This window comes from Luteimonas sp. RIT-PG2_3, assembly GCF_054902115.1.
The window spans coordinates 219,812-237,996 of the sequence record NZ_JBUBPF010000006.1; the positions used below are offsets into that span (position 1 = coordinate 219,812).

The 18,185-nt window shown below is 65.9% G+C and carries 11 protein-coding genes; 7 read left to right on the plus strand and 4 right to left on the minus strand.

Features of this window, described 5'->3' with window-relative positions; genetic code table 11:
* Window positions 1–12 precede the first annotated feature (12 nt).
* The 6 genes from prmA (at window position 13) to ACYX7E_RS12145 (ending at window position 6,372) form a co-directional block, all read left to right on the plus strand.
* The gene (gene prmA, locus ACYX7E_RS12120) at window positions 13–927 is read left to right on the plus strand and encodes a 50S ribosomal protein L11 methyltransferase (RefSeq protein ID WP_462080830.1); all 915 of its coding nucleotides are present in this window, start codon (window positions 13–15) and stop codon (window positions 925–927) included.
* Between the two features lie 683 nt (window positions 928–1,610).
* Window positions 1,611–2,090, plus strand: a complete 480-nt coding sequence (locus ACYX7E_RS12125; protein WP_462080831.1) for a DUF3426 domain-containing protein — start codon at window positions 1,611–1,613, stop codon at window positions 2,088–2,090.
* 199 nt (window positions 2,091–2,289) lie between these two features.
* Complete coding sequence (gene fis, locus ACYX7E_RS12130; protein WP_462080832.1) at window positions 2,290–2,562, plus strand: DNA-binding transcriptional regulator Fis; 273 nt, start codon at window positions 2,290–2,292, stop codon at window positions 2,560–2,562.
* A gap of 90 nt (window positions 2,563–2,652) precedes the next feature.
* Window positions 2,653–4,254: a bifunctional phosphoribosylaminoimidazolecarboxamide formyltransferase/IMP cyclohydrolase gene (gene purH, locus ACYX7E_RS12135; protein WP_462080833.1), complete on the plus strand. Its 1,602-nt coding sequence runs from the start codon at window positions 2,653–2,655 to the stop codon at window positions 4,252–4,254.
* A 106-nt stretch (window positions 4,255–4,360) separates the two neighbouring features.
* The gene (purD, locus tag ACYX7E_RS12140; RefSeq protein WP_462080834.1) at window positions 4,361–5,647 is read left to right on the plus strand and encodes a phosphoribosylamine--glycine ligase; all 1,287 of its coding nucleotides are present in this window, start codon (window positions 4,361–4,363) and stop codon (window positions 5,645–5,647) included.
* Window positions 5,648–5,898: 251 nt separating this feature from the next.
* Entirely contained in the window at window positions 5,899–6,372 is a 474-nt protein-coding gene (locus tag ACYX7E_RS12145) for an acyl-CoA thioesterase (protein ID WP_462080860.1), read from the plus strand.
* Between the two features lie 86 nt (window positions 6,373–6,458).
* Here the strand turns inward: ACYX7E_RS12145 and ACYX7E_RS12150 are convergent, their stop codons facing one another.
* Complete coding sequence (locus tag ACYX7E_RS12150; RefSeq protein ID WP_462080835.1) at window positions 6,459–10,652, minus strand: SNF2-related protein; 4,194 nt, start codon at window positions 10,650–10,652, stop codon at window positions 6,459–6,461.
* A 259-nt stretch (window positions 10,653–10,911) separates the two neighbouring features.
* Here ACYX7E_RS12150 and ACYX7E_RS12155 point away from each other — a divergent pair, with 259 nt between their 5' ends.
* A complete protein-coding gene (locus ACYX7E_RS12155; RefSeq protein WP_462080836.1) occupies window positions 10,912–12,810 on the plus strand; it encodes an MFS transporter in 1,899 nt (632 codons plus the stop codon).
* 274 nt (window positions 12,811–13,084) lie between these two features.
* Here ACYX7E_RS12155 and ACYX7E_RS12160 read toward each other — a convergent pair whose 3' ends face one another.
* The 3 genes from ACYX7E_RS12160 to ACYX7E_RS12170 all read right to left on the minus strand — a co-directional run bounded on the left by ACYX7E_RS12160 (window position 13,085) and on the right by ACYX7E_RS12170 (window position 17,772).
* Window positions 13,085–16,018: a TonB-dependent receptor gene (locus tag ACYX7E_RS12160; protein ID WP_462080837.1), complete on the minus strand. Its 2,934-nt coding sequence runs from the start codon at window positions 16,016–16,018 to the stop codon at window positions 13,085–13,087.
* A 126-nt stretch (window positions 16,019–16,144) separates the two neighbouring features.
* Window positions 16,145–17,239, minus strand: coding sequence for a FecR family protein (locus ACYX7E_RS12165; protein ID WP_462080838.1), 1,095 nt, complete (start codon window positions 17,237–17,239; stop codon window positions 16,145–16,147).
* A complete protein-coding gene (locus ACYX7E_RS12170) occupies window positions 17,236–17,772 on the minus strand; it encodes an RNA polymerase sigma factor (RefSeq protein ID WP_462080839.1) in 537 nt (178 codons plus the stop codon). The genes ACYX7E_RS12165 and ACYX7E_RS12170 overlap by 4 nt, the downstream gene beginning before the upstream one ends.
* Between the last annotated feature and the right edge of the window lie 413 nt (window positions 17,773–18,185).

Below are 18,185 nucleotides of genomic sequence, written 5' to 3' on the forward strand. Positions count from 1 at the left end.
GCGGACCCTTGCATGCCCTTCCTCGAACTCTCCCTGCGCTGCCATGAATCCCTGCAGCCCCGCTACGAGCACGCGCTCGAGGATCTCGGCGCGCTGGCGGTGACGATGCTCGATGCCGATGCCGATACCAGCAACGAGCACGCGATCCTCGAACCCGGCGTCGGCGAGACACCGCTGTGGCAGTCGATCACGCTCAGTGCGCTGTTCCCGCACGATGCCGACGCGCTGGCACTGCTGGCGGCGCTGGAGTCGTTCGACCCCGCGCTCGACTGGTCGCCGGTCAGCTTCCGCAACGTCGAGGACCAGGACTGGGAACGCGCGTGGATGGACCAGTACGTGCCGCTGCGCTTCGGCGCGCGGACCTGGATCGTGCCGTGGAACCGCGAGCTGCCGGACGATGCCGGCCAGGACGCGGCCGTGGTCCGGCTCGATCCCGGCCTGGCGTTCGGATCGGGCACGCATCCGACGACCTCGTTGTGTTTGCAATGGCTGGATGCGCTGGCCGCCGACGGCACGCTGCAGGGCAGCACCGTGCTCGACTTCGGCTGCGGCAGCGGCATCCTCGCCCTGGCCGCACTGAAGCTCGGCGCGGCGCAGGCAGTCGGTGTCGACAACGATCCGCAGGCCTTGATCGCCAGCCATGACAACGCCGAACGCAACGGCATTGCGGCCGCGCTCAGCGTCTACGCGCCGCAGGCCGCACCCGACGAGCGCTATCCGGTGGTCGTCGCCAACATCCTGGCCTCGGCGCTTGACGCGCTGGCCGATACCCTCGCCGACCGCACCGCACCCGGCGGGCGGATCGCGCTGTCGGGCATCCTCGATGGCCAGCAGGAAGCCCTGTTGCAGCGTTACCGTCCGTGGTTCGAGCAACTGGCGGTCGCGCACGAAGGCGACTGGATCCGCATCGATGGCGTCCGCCGCTGAGTTGCTGCTGATCCATCGGCGGCACTTCGCGCAGGGGACAGGCCCCGCGCGGCAGCCCGCGGTCACGACGGAAGCCATCGTGATGGAACAATCGTGATTGAATAAGCGGCATGTTCATCAACTGCCACGCCTGCCGCGCGCTGGTCGCGACCGACCCGGTCAGTGACCTGCCGCCCGCGCAATGTCCGCGCTGCGGCGCGGAACTGCGGTCACGGAAAGCGCAGGCCGCCGCGCAGGCGAACGCACCGCCCTCCTCCGCCGGGCACGGCCGGGCAACAGCCATCCCCAACGCCGTCGTCGACGCGCAGCCACACGACATTGACGCCGCATCGTCCGCAGCGTCGGCAGCCTCTCCGCCGCGGGACGCATCGCCTCCCGTCACCGTCGACATTGCCGGCCTGCTGCACGGATCGACCTCGCCCTCGGGCCTGCGTCCGCATGTCGAGCCTGCCCCGACGGCGGCACCGGCCATCGCGCCCCGCATCCCCGACGATGCAGGCCCCTCCGGCGCTGCGCCTCCGGTGGTCGATCCTCCGCGCGAGATCGCCGACGCTTCGACGCCGACGTTGCCACCAACGCCGATTGCTGCGCCAGCACCCGCCATCGCAGCACCCCACCCTCAATCCGCCGCACCCAACCGGCCGGCGAGGCCCTCGCCGAGCTTCGCCGCATCGCAGGCCGCCGTGTCCCGCTCAAGCCTGCCGCGCTGGCTCGCGCCCGTCGTCATCCTGGCCCTGGTCGCGTCGCTGCTGCTGCAGGTGCTGCTCGCCGACCGCGCCCGGTTCGCCGCCAGTGCGACATGGCGCCCGCTGCTGACCACGCTGTGCGGAACCCTCGGCTGCCAGTTGCCGCCATGGCATGACCCCGCCGCCTTCGTGCTGTTGACCCGCGATGTCCGCGCGCATCCCGGCCATGCGGGCGTGCTGCGCGTGACCGCCACGTTCCGCAACGATGCGCGCTGGGCACAGGCCTGGCCGCAGTTGCAGTTGCGGTTGTCCGACATCAATGGCCAGGACATCGCCTCGCGCGGCTTCACCGCCGAGCAGTACCTTGCGGACACGCCGCACTCGCCACTGATCGCCAGCGGCCAGACAGCGACCATCCGCCTGGATGTCCGCGAACCCGCGACGGAGGCGGTGTCGTTCGCGTTCGACCTGCGCTGAGCATCGGCCACGCCGTGCGGGCCGTGTCCGGTCGACAGGCCGCGGGTCGCGATGTGCGCCTTGCGACCGTCCGGCGGTTTTCGCCTCCGGCGCAATGGCGGCTGCGACGATGAAGCGATAGACTCCCAAACCCCGCCATGCCCCGACCGCCTTTCGCACGGCGACGGCGCAGCCGTCACCGCAACTATCGGGAAACGACTTGAACAGCGCAGAACGCACCGACTCCGCCCCACGCACTGCCCCGCGTCCGCCGCTGCGTGAGCATGTCGCGACCTCGGTGCGCCGTTACCTGGGCGACCTCAACGGCTGCGATGCCGACAATCTGTACGAGATCGCGCTGCGCGAGCTGGAGATCCCGCTGTTCGTCGAAGTGCTGAACCACTGCGAAGGCAACCAGAGCCGGGCCGCCACGATGCTCGGCATCCACCGCGCGACACTGCGCAAGAAGCTGCGCGACTACGGCCTGGGCTGACGCCGCGACCGCACCGACCCGCCTGCGGCCCGGCAGGAGCTTGAACAGGGTCTTATAATCAGCGGCCTGCTCCTCTGCCCGCCCCCCACGATGACCTCCGACCTGCTGACCGGCCCGGCCGTCCAGATACGCCGCGCCCTGCTTTCCGTGTCCGACAAGACCGGCCTGATCGAACTGGCCACCGCCCTGGCCTCCCGCAACATCGAACTGCTGTCGACCGGCGGCACCGCCAAGGCGATCCGCGAGGCCGGACTGGCCGTGCGCGACGTCTCCGAGATCACCGGCTTCCCCGAGATCATGGATGGCCGGGTCAAGACCCTGCATCCCAAGGTCCACGGCGGCCTGCTCGGCCGGCGCGGCACCGACGATGCGGTGATGGCCGAACACGGCATCGATGCGATCGACCTGCTGGTGCTGAACCTGTATCCGTTCGAGCGCGTCGCCAGCCAGGCCGATGCGAGCTTCGACGACATCATCGAGAACATCGACATCGGCGGACCGGCGATGCTGCGCGCGGCGGCGAAGAACTTCGCCCACGTCGCGGTCGCGACCGACCCGGCGCAGTACGCCGGCCTGCTGTCGGAGCTCGACGGCAACGGCGGCGCGCTGTCGGCCAACACGCGCTTCGCGCTCGCGGTGGCCGCGTTCAACCGCGTCGCCCAGTACGACGCGCGCATCAGTGACGTGCTGTCTGCGATCGGCGAACCCTCCGATGCCGGCGCCGGCACGCGCGTGCAGTTCCCGGCGCAGAGCAACGGCAATTTCATCAAGGTCATGGACCTGCGCTACGGCGAGAATCCGCACCAGCAGGCCGCGTTCTACCGCGACCTCTATCCGGTGCCCGGCACGCTGGCCACGTTCACCCAGCTGCAGGGCAAGGAACTGAGCTACAACAACATCGCCGACGCCGATGCCGCCTGGGAATGCGTGCGCCAGTTCGCCGCACCGGCCTGCGTCATCGTCAAGCACGCCAATCCCTGCGGCGTCGCCGTCGGCGTTGCGCCGGGCGATGCCTACGAACTCGCGTATGCGACTGATCCGACGTCCGCGTTCGGCGGCATCCTGGCCTTCAACACCCGGCTCGATGCTGCCACCACCAAGGCGATCCTCGACCGCCAGTTCGTCGAAGTGCTGATCGCCCCGGACTTCGAAGACGCTGCGCTTGCCTATTGCGCCAAGAAGGCCAACGTACGAGTGCTGAGGATTCCGCACGGTGACGGCCGCAACAACGTCGACGTCAAGCGCGTGGGCTCCGGCCTGCTGATGCAGAGCGCCGACATCCGCGAGGTCGGTCGCGACGAACTACAGGTGGTGTCCAGGCTCGCGCCGACCGCGCAGCAGCTCGACGACCTGCTGTTCGCCTGGCAGGTCGCCAAGTACGTCAAGTCCAATGCGATCGTCTACGCCAAGGACCAGCGCACCATCGGCGTCGGCGCCGGCCAGATGAGCCGCGTCTACTCGGCGCGCATCGCCGGCATCAAGGCGGTCGACGCCGGGCTGCAGGTCGAAGGCTCGGTGATGGCGTCCGATGCGTTCTTCCCGTTCCGCGACGGCATCGATGCCGCCGCGGCTGCCGGCATCAAGGCGGTGATCCAGCCGGGCGGTTCGATGCGCGACAGCGAAGTCATCGCCGCGGCCGACGAACACGGCATCGCCATGGTGTTTACCGGCGTGCGCCACTTCCGGCATTGACACCGGCCGTGCCAGCCGGGGCCCGACGTTTGCGGTGCCACACCCCCTGCGCGCCTTCGGCGCGAATCGCCCCCTGACCCGGGGGCTGTCCTTCGGAGACGTTGCTATGAAAGTGTTGGTCATCGGTTCCGGCGGTCGCGAGCACGCGCTGGCCTGGAAGCTCGCGCAATCGCAGCGCGTGGATGAAGTCCTGGTCGCGCCCGGCAATGCTGGTACCGCCACTGAGAGCAAGTGCCGCAACGTCGCGATCAAGGTCACCGACATCGACGGCCTGCTGCAACTCGCCCGCGACGAAGGCGTGGCCACCACCGTGGTCGGCCCGGAAGTCCCGCTGGTGGCCGGCGTGGTCGACCGCTTCCGCGCGGCCGGCCTGCGCATCTTCGGGCCCACCGCGGCCGCCGCGCAGCTCGAAGGTAGCAAAGCCTTCGCCAAGGCCTTCCTTGAACGCCATGGCATCCCGACCGCGTGGTACGCCGTGCACACCGACGTCGACGCCGCGCTGGCCTATGTCCGCGACAAAGGCGCGCCGATCGTCGTCAAGGCCGATGGCCTCGCCGCCGGCAAGGGCGTGATCGTCGCGATGACGCTGGACGAGGCTGAAGCGGCGGTCCGCGACATGCTGTCGGGCAATGCCTTCGGTGATGCCGGCGCGCGCGTCGTCATCGAGGAGTTCCTCGACGGCGAGGAAGCGAGCTTCATCTCGATGGTCGATGGCCGCACCGCGCTGCCGATGGCCACCAGCCAGGACCACAAGCGCGTCGGCGATGGCGACACCGGCCCCAATACCGGCGGCATGGGCGCGTACTCCCCGGCACCGGTGGTGACCGCCGAAGTGCACGAGCGGGTCATGCGCGAGGTCGTCAACCCGACCGTGCAGGGCATGATCGACGACGGCATCCCGTTCACCGGCTTCCTCTATGCCGGCCTGATGATCGATGCCAGCGGCGCACCCAAGGTCATCGAGTTCAACGTCCGCTTCGGCGATCCGGAAACCCAGCCGGTGATGCTGCGGCTGCAGTCGGACCTGCTCGACCTGCTCGACGCCGCGATCGATGGCCAACTCGACCGCACTGAAGCGCACTGGGATCCGCGCCCGTCGCTGGGCGTGGTGATGGCCGCGGCGCCGTACCCGGAGTCGCCGATCACCGGTGACGTCATCGGCGGCCTCGATGCGGTCCCGGCCAGCGCCAAGGTCTTCCATGCCGGTACCGCGCTCGATGGCGACGGCAACATCGTCAGCGCCGGCGGACGCGTGCTGTGCGTGGCCGCCTTGGGCGACAGCGTCGCCGACGCCCAGCGCAACGCCCATGCAGGCGTCGAGCGCATCCATTGGGCCAACGCCTTCCACCGCCACGACATCGGCTGGCGCGCGATCGCACGCGAACAGGCCTGAGAACCTGCTCTGAGCGCAGTCCTGCGCTCCGGCTGACCGCAGGGAACGCAGCCGGCACGCGATGTTCCGCACGGCCACGTGCGGACGACGCCTGCCGGCACTACCATCGCGGCATCGTCCACCGTCGCGAGTCCCGCATGTCCAACGATCCCACGCCATACGAAGCCGGGACCTCGACCGCATCGGTTGCCCCGTCCGCCCACAGCTCGGCCGCGAACCTGCCGATCGCACCCGGCAGTGCAGAGCTGACGATGTCGCTGCTGATGACGCCGGACATGGCCAACTTTTCCGGCAATGTCCACGGTGGCGCCCTGCTGAAACTGCTCGATGAGGTCGCCTACGCCTGTGCCAGCCGCTATGCCGGCCGCTACGTGGTGACGCTGTCGGTGGATCAGGTGACGTTCCGCGAGCCCGTCCACGTCGGCGAGCTGGTGACCTTCCTGGCCTCGGTCAACTACACCGGGCGCAGTTCGATGGAAGTGGGCATCAAGGTCATCACCGAAGACATCCGCGTGCGCTCGGTCCGGCATACCAACAGCTGCTTCTTCACGATGGTCGCCGTCGACGAAGCCGGCCGCCCGACCCTGGTGCCGCCGCGAGAGCCGCAGACCGACGATGAGCAGCGCCGGTTCGAACAGGGACGCCAGCGCCGCGAGATCCGCCAGGAACTCGAAAGCCGCTACCAGGCGATGCGCGAAGGCATGTCGATGCCTGCGGTGGACTGAGCACCGCCCGCAGGCCAACATCGGAACGACGCCCGCAGAACCTGTTCAAAGTCTGTCGCGAGCGCAGCAGGACGTTGAACGGGGTCTCAGTCCTGCCGGATCAACGACAGCAGGGCCTCGGCATCCAGCCTCGCGCTGACTTCGCCGCCTTCGAGCAGGCTGTCGGCCAGGTCGCGCTTGTGCGCATGCAGGGCGACGATCTGCTCCTCGATGGTGTGCTCGGCCACCAGCCGGTACACCGTCACCGGGCGCAGCTGTCCGATCCGATGGGCGCGATCGCTGGCCTGGTCCTCGACCGCCGGATTCCACCACGGGTCGAGGTGGATCACATAGTCGGCCGCGGTCAGGTTGAGGCCGCTGCCGCCCGCCTTGAGGCTGATCAGGAACACTTCGCCCTGGCCGCCCTGGAACGCATCGACGGCCTCCTTGCGCTGGCGCACCGGCGTGCTGCCATCCAGGTACTGGTAGGCGATGCCCTGTTCGTCCAGCCAGGCGCGCACGATCCTGAGGTGATCGACGAACTGGCTGAACACCAGCGCGCGATGGCCGTTGTCGATCAGCTCGGTGACAATGCCGGCCAGTGCGTTCAACTTGCTCGATTCCAGGCGGCTGCCCGGCAACACCAGTGAGGGATGGCAGCAGAAGCGGCGCAGGCGCGTGATCTGCGCCAGCACCTTCAACGAGTCGTCGCCGCGACCGCCGGACTCGCGGCGTGTCTGCTCCAGTTCCGCCACCGCTTGCTGGCGCAGCGCTTCGTACTGGTGCATCTCCGCATCCGACAGCCGCACCATGTGGGTGATGTCGGTACGCGCCGGCAACTCGTCGAGCACCTGGCTCTTGAGCCGACGCAGCATGAAGGGCTGGATCATCTGCTTGAGCGCGCGGCGTGCCGAGGCATCGCCGGACTCGATCGGCGAGGCGAAGCGGCTGGCGAACTGTTCCTTGCGACCGAACAGGCCCGGATTGATGAAGCGGAACAGGTTCCACAGCTCGCCCAGGTGGTTCTCCAGCGGCGTACCGCTGGCGACCACCTTGAATCCGGCGTCCAGCGCCATGACGGCCTGCGAGCGCTTGGTCTGCGCATTCTTGACCGCCTGCGCCTCGTCCAGCACCACGCTGGTCCACGGCTGCGCCGCAAACGCCGCGTGATCGAACTGCAGCAGGCTGTAGCTGACCAGCACCACGTCGCCGGGCCCCAGCGCTTCGAGGCGGCGTGCGCTGCGGTAATCATGCAGGCGCAACGTCGGTGCGAAACGCTGCGCTTCGGCCTGCCAGTTGGACACCACCGAGGTCGGCGCCACCACCAGTTGCGGCCCCAGCTCCGCCCGATGCAGCAGCAGCGCCAGCAGCTGCACGGTCTTGCCCAGGCCCATGTCGTCGGCCAGGCAAGCGCCCACGCCCCATTGCGCCATGCGTGCCAGCCACGAGAAACCTTCGCGCTGGTAGTCGCGCAGTTCCGCCTGCAGCGCGCGCGGCACCGGCGGATCGAAATCGCGCAATGACTGCAGCCGCTCCAATTGCTGCTGCCAGGCCTCGTCGGCTTCGAAATCCGCGACCTCTTCGGCCAGGGTCGCCAGCAGCGGCGCGGTCAGCACATTGAGTCGCACGCCCTGTTCGTTGACGCGCTCGGCCAGGTGCAGCAGTTCGTCCAGCCGCTTGCGCAGGTCGTCGCCCAGCGCCAGCCAGTCGCCATCTCCCAAGCGTACGAAGCGGCCCGGGCTTCCGCGCATCAGCTCCAGCAACTGCCGGAGCTGCATCACGCGGCCATCGTCGAGCGCCACCTCGCCCTGCAACGCGAACCAGTCGCCCTGCTGGCGCAGCGACAACCGCAACTGGCGCATGCCGGGCCTGGAACGGATGCGCATGCGCTCGCCTTCGGGCCAGACGCATTGCACGCGCTGGCCGTCGAGCGCCTGCAACTCGCTCAACAGCTGCAGCGCATCCTGGACGTGTTCGAGCTGCCATTCCTGGCCATCGCTGTCGGCACGCGCAAGCGCCGGACAGTGTTCGAGCACGTACTGCAGGCTCGCGCGTTCGGCCTCCAGGTCGCGCCGGATCTGCAACGGCTTGTCGTCGCGCTCGCCCAGCAGGTGTACCGCACCATGCCCGGGCCGGCACCAGGCGCCTTCGGCCTGCGGACGCACCAGCAACTGCAGGCGCAGGCCTTCCGACAACGGCAGCAGATGCGCGTACAGCATCGGGTCGCCGTCGATGGTGTCCAGGTGCGCGGTCAGGCCGGGGATGTCCGAATGCACCGGCAGCAGCGGCGCGATCGCGGAAATCGCTTCGACCAGTTGCGTCCGTGCCGCCGCCGGCACGCTGAGGCCGGCGCCAACGATGCCGGCGATCTGCTTGAGCTCGGGCGTCGATCGATACAGGCGCAGGCGGGTCGGCGTTTCCTTGCGCAGCACCAGTTCGTCATCGCCGCCGATGCCCTCGGGCTCCAGTTGCAACTCGATGCGCCCCTCTTGCTCGCGCAGGTGCAGGCTCGGCTCGCCCTGTTGCAAGTCCACGCGCACGTCCGGGGCATCGGCCCAGTACAGCGCGGGATGCCCGACCAGCCGCGACAAGGCCTGTTCGCCGGACAGGCTGTACTGCGGCCCGCCAAGACTGGCGGGCTGGACCTCGATCGCGGCAATCGCCTGGCGATCCTGTTCGATCAGGTAATCGATGCCGGTGATCTCGTCGTGCAATCGCCGCAACGCTACCGCACGCCCGCGGCTCCAACGTCCCTTTGCGCCGCGCTTCTGTTCACGCGGCTCGACGCTGGCGTCGCCATGCAGCAAGGTGACGAACCAGGCCAGCCGGCGTTCCGCCACCGGCGCAGGCGCTGCCGGGGCCACGCCGCGGATGGCCGTCAACGCCTGCAGGGCGGATTCCCAGGCTTCGGGGCGGCGATACAGGCCCGCCAGCGGCACCCGCGCATGCGTCGCATGCCAGGCGGTCGTGATGGTGGGAGCCGGCGGCGCAGCGGTCGCAGTGGGCTCGTCGGGCTCGGCCGGTTTCCCGGGCTTGGCGCCTTCGGCGCCCATCGCCATCACCGCCTCGAACTCCGCCGCCAGCCAGTCGTAGCCGGCGGCGGCCAGACGCTGGCGCCAGGCCCGCTGCCGCTGCGCCCATTGCGGCACGCTGACATCGAGCCAGTGCACCGACAGCATCACCAGCAGGCAATCGAGTCCGTGCGCGCTTTCGCGCAGCGCCACCTGCGCCATCGTGCTCGCATCCAGGCCCGCTGGCGCGCCCAGCCGATGGTCAAGCAATTGCAGCAACAGCGCATGACCCGCCGCTGACTGCTGCATGCCGCGCTGCAGGGTCTGCCGCAGCGCCGGATAGGTCGCCGCGTCTTCGGTTCCGATCACCGCCAGCAGGCGCAGCGCCTCGATCGGACGCGGCAGATCGATCTGGGGCTTGCCGGTGCGCGTGCGCTCGGCGTCGATCCATTGCGACAGCCATTGCAGCGCCTGCGCGGGTTCGCCGGACGTCAGCGCATGCAGGAACGCCGCCAGGGTTTCCAGCCCGGGCGTCGCGCCCAGTCGCTGCATCGCCGCCGTGTCGCCACGCAGAAAGGCCTGCACCAGCAGTTGCTGGGCCAGCGCGCGCTCGCCTTCGGCCTTCGGGCCGCGCCACAGCGCAAGACCGGCCTGGTAGGCCACCGTGGCCGAGCCGAACAGGAAATGGCTGGACAGTTGCAGGTAGTCGGCCAGCAGCAGTCGCCGCAGGCTGGGCGCAAACCGAGCGAACACCGCCCGTCCATGCTCGTCGGCCAGCAGCAGCGGCAGCGGATGGATGCCGGCCAGCGCATCGGCCGGCATCGTGCGCAGCAGTTGCCGCAACTCGCGGACCGCGGCCTCGCCGTCGCCGGACAACACGCTGAGCCACAACACCTGTTCGGCGCGCGCGCGATCGGACGCCATCCATTCCGGGCGCTGCGGGAGGTCGGCCCACATGATCCGCATCCACGCATCCAGGTCCTCGCGTGCGCACAGGTCGAGCAGCATCAGGTTGCGACGGTCATCGCGCAGCCGCACGGGCTGCAGCTCGCCGCTGGAGGCGCTGCCCAGCCAGCCGTTGCGCTGCAGCGGCAGCAGCATGGCGGCCAGCCGCGCGCCATCCGGCCGCTTGCCGTCGAGCTGTATCGACTGCGCCAGCAGGGTCTTGAGCAGCGCACTGCGGGTCAGGCCGCCCGGCGCGATCGCCAGCGCGGACAGCAACGCACGCTCCGGCTGCGACAACGCCCTGAGGGCAGCATCGTCCGGCGGCGGCATGGAGACCTTGGGCATGTGGCAGGCAGTCAGGACAGCGGTGGACCGATCATTGTCCCATGGCTGGCAGCAAAGTCGCGGGATATCCGCGCATGTTGTCGGGATCGAAACATCAAGGCCACGTGCCCGTGTCCCACCGGTCGCCGTATCGGCGACCTCGCCGGCGCCCCCGCCGCGCGCCGCCAGGTCCACGTCAACCGCCATCTGCTGCGTCTACACTGCGCGCCAGGGCGACATCCCGGCTTGCGGTGGCGCGGACCTGACATCTGGAGCATGCATGGCACACAGCCAGTTCGACCTGTTGAGACAACGCCGCTTCCTGCCGTACTTCTCGGTGCAGGCGCTGGGTGCCTTCAACGACAACGTCTATCGCCAGGCGATCATCGGCATGTTGCTGTACATGGCCGTCAGCAGCGACGAGATGACCCTGTATGCGAACCTCGCGCCGGCGCTGTTCATCCTGCCGTACTTCCTGTTCTCGGCGCTCGCCGGCCAGGTCGCCGAGAAACTCGAGAAGCAGAAGCTCATCGTCGTCACTACGACGATGGAGATTGCGATCATGTCGGTCGCGGCGATCGGCTTCCTGACCCAGAACATGGTCGTGCTGCTGGTCGCGCTGTTCCTGACCGGCACCCAATCGACGCTGTTCGGGCCGGTGAAGTACTCGATCCTGCCATCGGTGCTCAAGCCCGAGGAACTGACCGGCGGCAATGGCCTGGTCGAGATGGGCACGTCGATCTCGATCCTGATCGGCATGATCTTCGGCGGCATGATCTTCCAGGTCGCTGGCGAGCATGGCTTCCAGGTCGCGGCGGTCTCGATCATCCTGCTCGCGGTCGCCGGCAACCTGCTGGCCCGGCGCATTCCGCGCATCGATGCCGGCGCGCCGGACCTGAAGATCAACTGGAACCCGATCCCGGAATCGCTGGCGATCTGGCGCATGGCGCGCAAGCAGCTGGCGGTGCGCAACGCGATCCTCGGCGTGTCCTGGTTCTGGTTCATCGGCACGATGCTGACCGCGCAACTGCCGGCATATGCCGAGATCAACCTTGGCGCCAAGAACCTCTACATCCTCGCGCTGGGCCTGTTCTCGATCGGCGTCGGCGTGGGTTCGCTCCTGTGCGAGAAGCTCTCCGGGCGCACCGTCGAGATCGGCCTGGTGCCGCTGGGCGCGTTCGGCGTCAGCGCCTTCATGCTCGACCTGTATTTCGCACGCCCCGGCGAGGCCCTGCAGGCCGGACTCAGCGTCACCGGCTTCCTGCAGCAGCCCGGCAGCTGGCGGATCATGCTCGACCTGACCGGCATCGGCCTGTTCACCGGCTTCTTCGTGGTGCCGCTCTTCGCGCTGATCCAGAGCCGCTCGCCGAAATCCGAACTGGCGCGCGTCATCGCCGGCATGAACATCCAGAACTCGATCTTCATCGTCAGCGCGGCACTGATCGGCATCGCGGTGCAGCGCTTCCTGGGCTGGACGATCCCGCAGGTCTTCCTGGCCCTGGCGATCGCCAATGCCGTGGTCGCACTCTGGATCTTCACGATCGTGCCCGAGTTCCTGATGCGCTTCCTGAGCTGGGTGCTGGTCAGCGCGCTGTACCGGTTGCGCCCACATGGCGTCGAAAGACACGTGCCCGACGAAGGCGCTTCTCTGATCGTCTGCAACCACGTCAGCTACATGGACGCCTTGATCCTGGCCGCGACGATCCCGCGCCCGGTGCGCTTCGTGATGTATTACCGGATCTTCAACATCCCGGTGATGCGCTGGATCTTCCGCACGGCCAAGGCCATTCCGATCGCCAGCCCGAAGGAGAACGCCGAGCTGATGCAACAGGCCTTCGACAGCATCGACGCCGCGCTGGCCGACGGCGAGATCGTCTGCATCTTCCCGGAAGGGCGGCTGACTCAGGACGGGCAGATCGCACCGTTCAAGTCTGGCGTCGAGCGCATCCTCGAACGCGCGATCGAGCATGGCCGACCGGTCCCCGTCGTGCCGATGGCGCTGCGCGGCATGTGGACCAGCATGTGGAGCCATCGCGATTCCCGGATCGGCCGCATGCGCGTGCCGCGCCGGTTCCGCGCCACCGTCGACGTCATCGCCGATGCGCCCATCGCCGCGGAGCAAGCGAGCGCCGAACACCTCGAACAGAAAGTCCGCGACCTGCGCGGAGACATCGCCTAGCGGCCCGGCGGAGCAATGTGACGTGGCACATCCTGTGCCACGTCCCACCAAGAACCAGCGATCCGACTTCAGTAGCCACTATCCGCACGCGCTGAAACAGCTCGACATCACGCGAACAGCCGGATTCGAAGCGAGTGCGGATACCGGCATGCCTTCATAGATACCGCTGAAGAACCAAGAGACTATCGCAAGCCTACGTCTCCAACATCCACCGGAAAGCATCGCTTCCCGCGAAAAGAACACTGTCCAGATGCGCCTCGAGAGCTCGATCCGTCTAGAACTCGATACGCGCTCCCAGGTTGTAATAGCGGCCGATCAGGTCGTAGTAGGTGGGAGCCCCCTGGGGTGGCGCCTTGTCGAACACATTTCCCACGTTTCCAAACAAGCTGAATCGGGCGCCATCGCCTTTGGGCAGGGAATACTGGAACCCCATGTCGACATAGGTATAGGAAGGGATCGCATTGTTCTGCAGCCGTAGCGTGCGGTTGTAGTTGGTCGAATGAATGTATCGCGCACGCATGTCCAGCGAGAAATCACCATTCTGGTAGGTCACTGCCAGATTTGCACGAATCCGTGGCACGCCCGTCAGGGAGCTCACGGCATCGACCCGATTGACACCGTCGTCGGTCACCAACTCGTCAACGTAAGTGAGCAATCCCCGCAGGCGCAGCTTTCCCGGCAACGTGGAAACGATATTTTCCAGTGGAAAACCATAGACCACATCGAAATCGAACCCGCTGGTTTCGTACCTCGCCAGATTGACGAACGGCGACCAGACACGAACAACGGTGTTGTCGACCGGGTCACGAGTAATGTAGCTACAGAGCGCGGCATTACCGTCGTAACAACGGGTCACCATGCTCTGGGCGCCGATCGAAGTGATGATGTTGTCGATCTGGATGTCGAAGTAGTCCAGGGAAACACTCAGGTCCTGATTCGACTCCGGCGAATAGACCAGCCCCACTGTCCGCGTATCGGAGACTTCCGGCACCAGGTTGGGATTGCCGCCCCCGTCGATCCTGATATTAGTGGTCTCTCCAGTCACCGGATCGATGATGCTCCCGAAAGAAATGCCTCCTGGCGTGTACATCTCGTAGAGGTTGGCCGAGCGGATGTCCCGCGACTTGGTCACCCGGAACAGCAGATCAGACGTAATCTGATTGGTGATGCCGAGCTTGTGGGTCCAGATGGCGCCGCTCGAGCTGTAGTCGCTGAGCCGGACCGCGCCATTGAAATTCAGCTCCTGCAGCAGCGGGAGCCCCCTCACCAGGGGTACCAGGGCTTCAAGAAAACCTTCCTTCACGTTGTAGCGTCCGTACATCCCCTGGGGATTCCAGGTCATGAACTCTCCCGCGGCGGTACGCGGATCGACAACGGTATGACTCTCTTCGCGCCTGGCCTCGATGCCGGTCGCAATCGATACCGGACCGGCCCGGAGTTCGAAAGGCTCGCCACGCAGACTGGCTCCGCCCACGAGCAAGTTCTGTCGGCCCCAGATGTGGACGTTTCCCACGACGTAATCCTTCGCCGCCTGGGACACATTGCCTTCGCCAAAGAGGTTGATCGGCACGCATGCGCTTGAAGGGTTGGTCAGCGCGACCCGACATACCGGTTGTCCGCTGACGGGATGGAACACCGCGTCGGCCGCCTCCTGGAATTCCCAGCGTAGTCGCTGGTTGTGTTCCTTCTGGTTATCGACGCTCTTGCCGTAGCTGACATAGGTGTCCCAGCGCCAGTAATCGCCGAAGACGCCATCCAGCGCGACGGTGCCCTGCATGTTCTCGCGCGAGTATTCCATCTCCAACCATGCGAAATCATGGTTCGCACGGCCCAGGGTGAATCCGGTCTCGTTGGAGGCGAGCAATCTGTCGCGCACTTCCTGCGGCAGGAATGCGTTGTCGATCGAGATGCGTGTACCGCCGCGTCCACGGGAATCGTCGGGATACCACCTGTAGTGGTTGTACATGCGGCTGTAGCGCATGTCGGCGCTGAGGCGGACATTGTCGCTCAGATCGTATCCTGCGCGGGAGAACAGGTTGTAACGCTTCTGGGGCACTGACAGGGCAAGGAAGTCATCGTAGGAAACACCTTCTCCCCCTACCATGCTGCCGCCTGCAGGCCGGCCATACTGGAACGGGCGTAAGCTCCCATCCGGATTGAAGGCCTGCCCGGCCAATGAGCCATCGAGGATCAGGCCACCCAGGCTGGCATCGGACCACCCTACGTTCTGAGTCAGCATGAACGGCATCTGCCCATTGGTGGACGTGTAGTCGGGATTGCTGACCTGCCCCCAGCGCCCTGTGCGTTCGCGCGACGTCCTTGGAAAGATGCCCTCGTTGTCGACGAATTCGCCACCGATGATGAAGCTGCCGCGGCCGTCCGAGAAGCTGCTACCGGCAGCCGCGCTTAACGTGTACTCGAAGCCATCATTGCGATCGGAAAGACCCGTCCGCGCCTCCAGCTTCACACCTTCGAATCGGTCGTCCAGCACAATATTGACGACACCGGCGACGGCATCGGAGCCCCAGGCCGCAGATGCGCCACCGGTAACGATATCGACGCTTTTGACCAACGCGAAGGGCACGCTGCTGAGATCTGCGCTGCCGACAAACCGGCGCCCATTGAGCAACACGAGCGTACGCGAGGCCCCCAGGCCACGGAAGTTGAGGTTGCTGGCCCCGTTGCCGGTGTTGCCGGCGCTGGTCAATGGCGAGGAAGTGTGACGAAATGCCGGAAGATCATTGAGCGCGGCAGCGACGTTGTTGCGCGCCCCCTGGCGCAGCTCGATCTCGCTGACCACGGCGGTCGGCGTAGAGGCCACGAATCCCGCCAAGTCGATGCGCGATGCCGATACCGAAACAGTATTCAGTGACTTCACATCATCCGAAGACGTGGTTTCTCCGACCGCAACGATCGACACCGAGTTCTCGCCCAGGTATCGGAACGTCAGGCCCGTTCCATCCAGCAGTTTTTGCAGCGCTTCGTCCGAGGTCATCTCGCCATCGACACCCAAGGTCCTGCGCGCACCCACCACCTCGCTACGATAGATCACTTCGATGTTGCGCTCCAAGGCGAAACGCTCGAGGGCAGAGGCCAGGCCCTGCGCTTCGATGGTGATCGGCTTTCGCTCTTGAGCATGGACCGGATTGGATACCATCGCCCCCGACATGACCAGACACGCCACCGCTATCGCTTTGCTCAAATGCATGGACTCTCCCCTATCCTCGTATGAGGCGCTCTGTTGCCGTCGGCCGATGCGGCAACGGTCCCTTACTTAGAAAGAGTGGGTGAGCATGAAAAACGAATACCCTATCCTCCGGAGACCTCCGCCCGATCAGCGGCGACGCACTCGGATTTCGTCCTTCGTCTCTTCCACCACCAGTTCCGGCTGGGTGCGCAGAAATTGCAGCAGCAAGCTCGTATCGGTGGTGGAGAACACACCGCTTACGTTGAAATCTTCGAGCGTCGGATCCTGGATGACCAGAGGGCGCTTGCTGTAGCGATTCAGTTCTTCTGCAACTTTTGGCAAGGGCACTGTCGCCAGGACAAGATGCCTTTGCGTCCAGGCCAGCGTCGCCGCCACGTTTGTACGCTTGGGAGCGCTCATCGCGACCTGTGTCACGACAACCTGCTCACCGGTATTGACGACAACCTCATCGGATGCGGACTTTGGCCGCACATCAGGCATCGACGCATGTGCGGAATAGACTGCGACACGACCTTCGACCACCGTCACCACCGTATTCGATGCGCCTCGCTGCACATCGAATGATGTTCCGATCGCCATCATCCTTGCGTCTCCCGACTTGACGATGAACGGGCGCTCTGGATTCTTGGCAACCCGGAACAGCGCCTGGCCTTCAAGCAGGTCAATGTTGCGACTGTCCCTGGTGTACTTCGCCCTGATCCGGCTTCGCGCATTCAGGACGACGGTCGAACCATCTTCGAGCGTCAGCGATCGTTGCTCACCGACACCGGTGCTGTACACCTCCGGCTGGATATGGAACCAGCCCGCCAGAGCTGCTATGAAGAGCAGGCACGCCGCCAACGCATACGCCGGAACAGATCGACGGCGAGCCTGAGTGCCTGGATGGTCCTGGCGCTTACGCTTCGTTCCGGCGGTTGATATGGATTCCTCGGCATTCCTCAATGAGGTATTGGCAGCGTCAGCGACGTCGGTGGCCGATACAAAGGGCACGACATGGCTGTCAGCACGGGCTTGCGCAATCAGTACGTCTGCGCACGGAATCCCGTCCGAATTGAGCGCCGACAAGCTCTCCCAGATCGACGATATCTCCAGGTACGCATGCATATGCAGCGGAGATCTGCGCAACCACAGGTCGAACGCATGCTTTTCACGCGTGTCGAGGCTACCGCTGCGATGCTTCACGATCCAATCGCTGGCTTCTTCATAGATCTGGACGTTCATGGCATCCCAGCCTCTTTCCGCTGCAGACGCTGCCGGCAATGCAGCAGCCCCTTCCCCAGGTACTTTGCGGCGTTCGCGCGCGACATCCCCAGCCGATCCGCGATCTCCTGCAACGAGTAGCCGTCGCGGCGATGCAGGATCAGGACGGCTTGCGCTTTTGGTGACAACCCCTGCAAGGCCAGGCGCAGATCCTGCAGCTGCTCCTGCCATTCCGCCCGAAGCGCGGGGTCGCTCTCCGGCGCCGACTCCATCTCATTCATCAGACTACCGATCTCTACAGCCTCGGGCATGACCGAATGACGCAGCAGGTGCTGATGCAGCACATGGAATGCAACCGTGAACAGATAAGCCTCTGAACTACGAATCGTCTCGACATGGGAAATGCGCAACATGCGGAGAAAGACCTCCTGCACCAGGTCCGGCACATCGCTCGAAAGGGAAGCACGCAACCGGGAGGCCAGAAAGCGGCGCAAGCGTGCGCCATGCTGCTTTTCTATGTCCGCAACGAGTGTTCGATTGTCCTGCTCCGCCAAAACGCCCCCCAGAAAAATTGCCCTCCCAATAGTTAAAGAGCGCTATTCGCGAGAAATTGAATACCTCGACCTTCAGATCATCTTTGATTTATTTAGAATCAAACACTTGCAAGCATTTCACTGGCGTCCCGACGCCCGGATTCCACCCTGCGGCTGCGCATGCTCCAGATAGGATGCTTCGCGCGAGACAATGCCTCGCAAGCCGCGTCCCACTCGGCAACGCCTCGTGGGCTGTTGCGGACTCCCGCTGCGCGTGGATCCCATTCGATACTTCCCTATCGCCATCCATGGCGCGACACCCGTGCTTCGGACAGGCCGGCCACGCCATCCATGGCGTGGCGCGACCCGGCCTGCGAACCTCTGGTTCGCAAGCAGACCGTGTCACCCAGCCCGGCGAAGCACGCCGGGCGTTC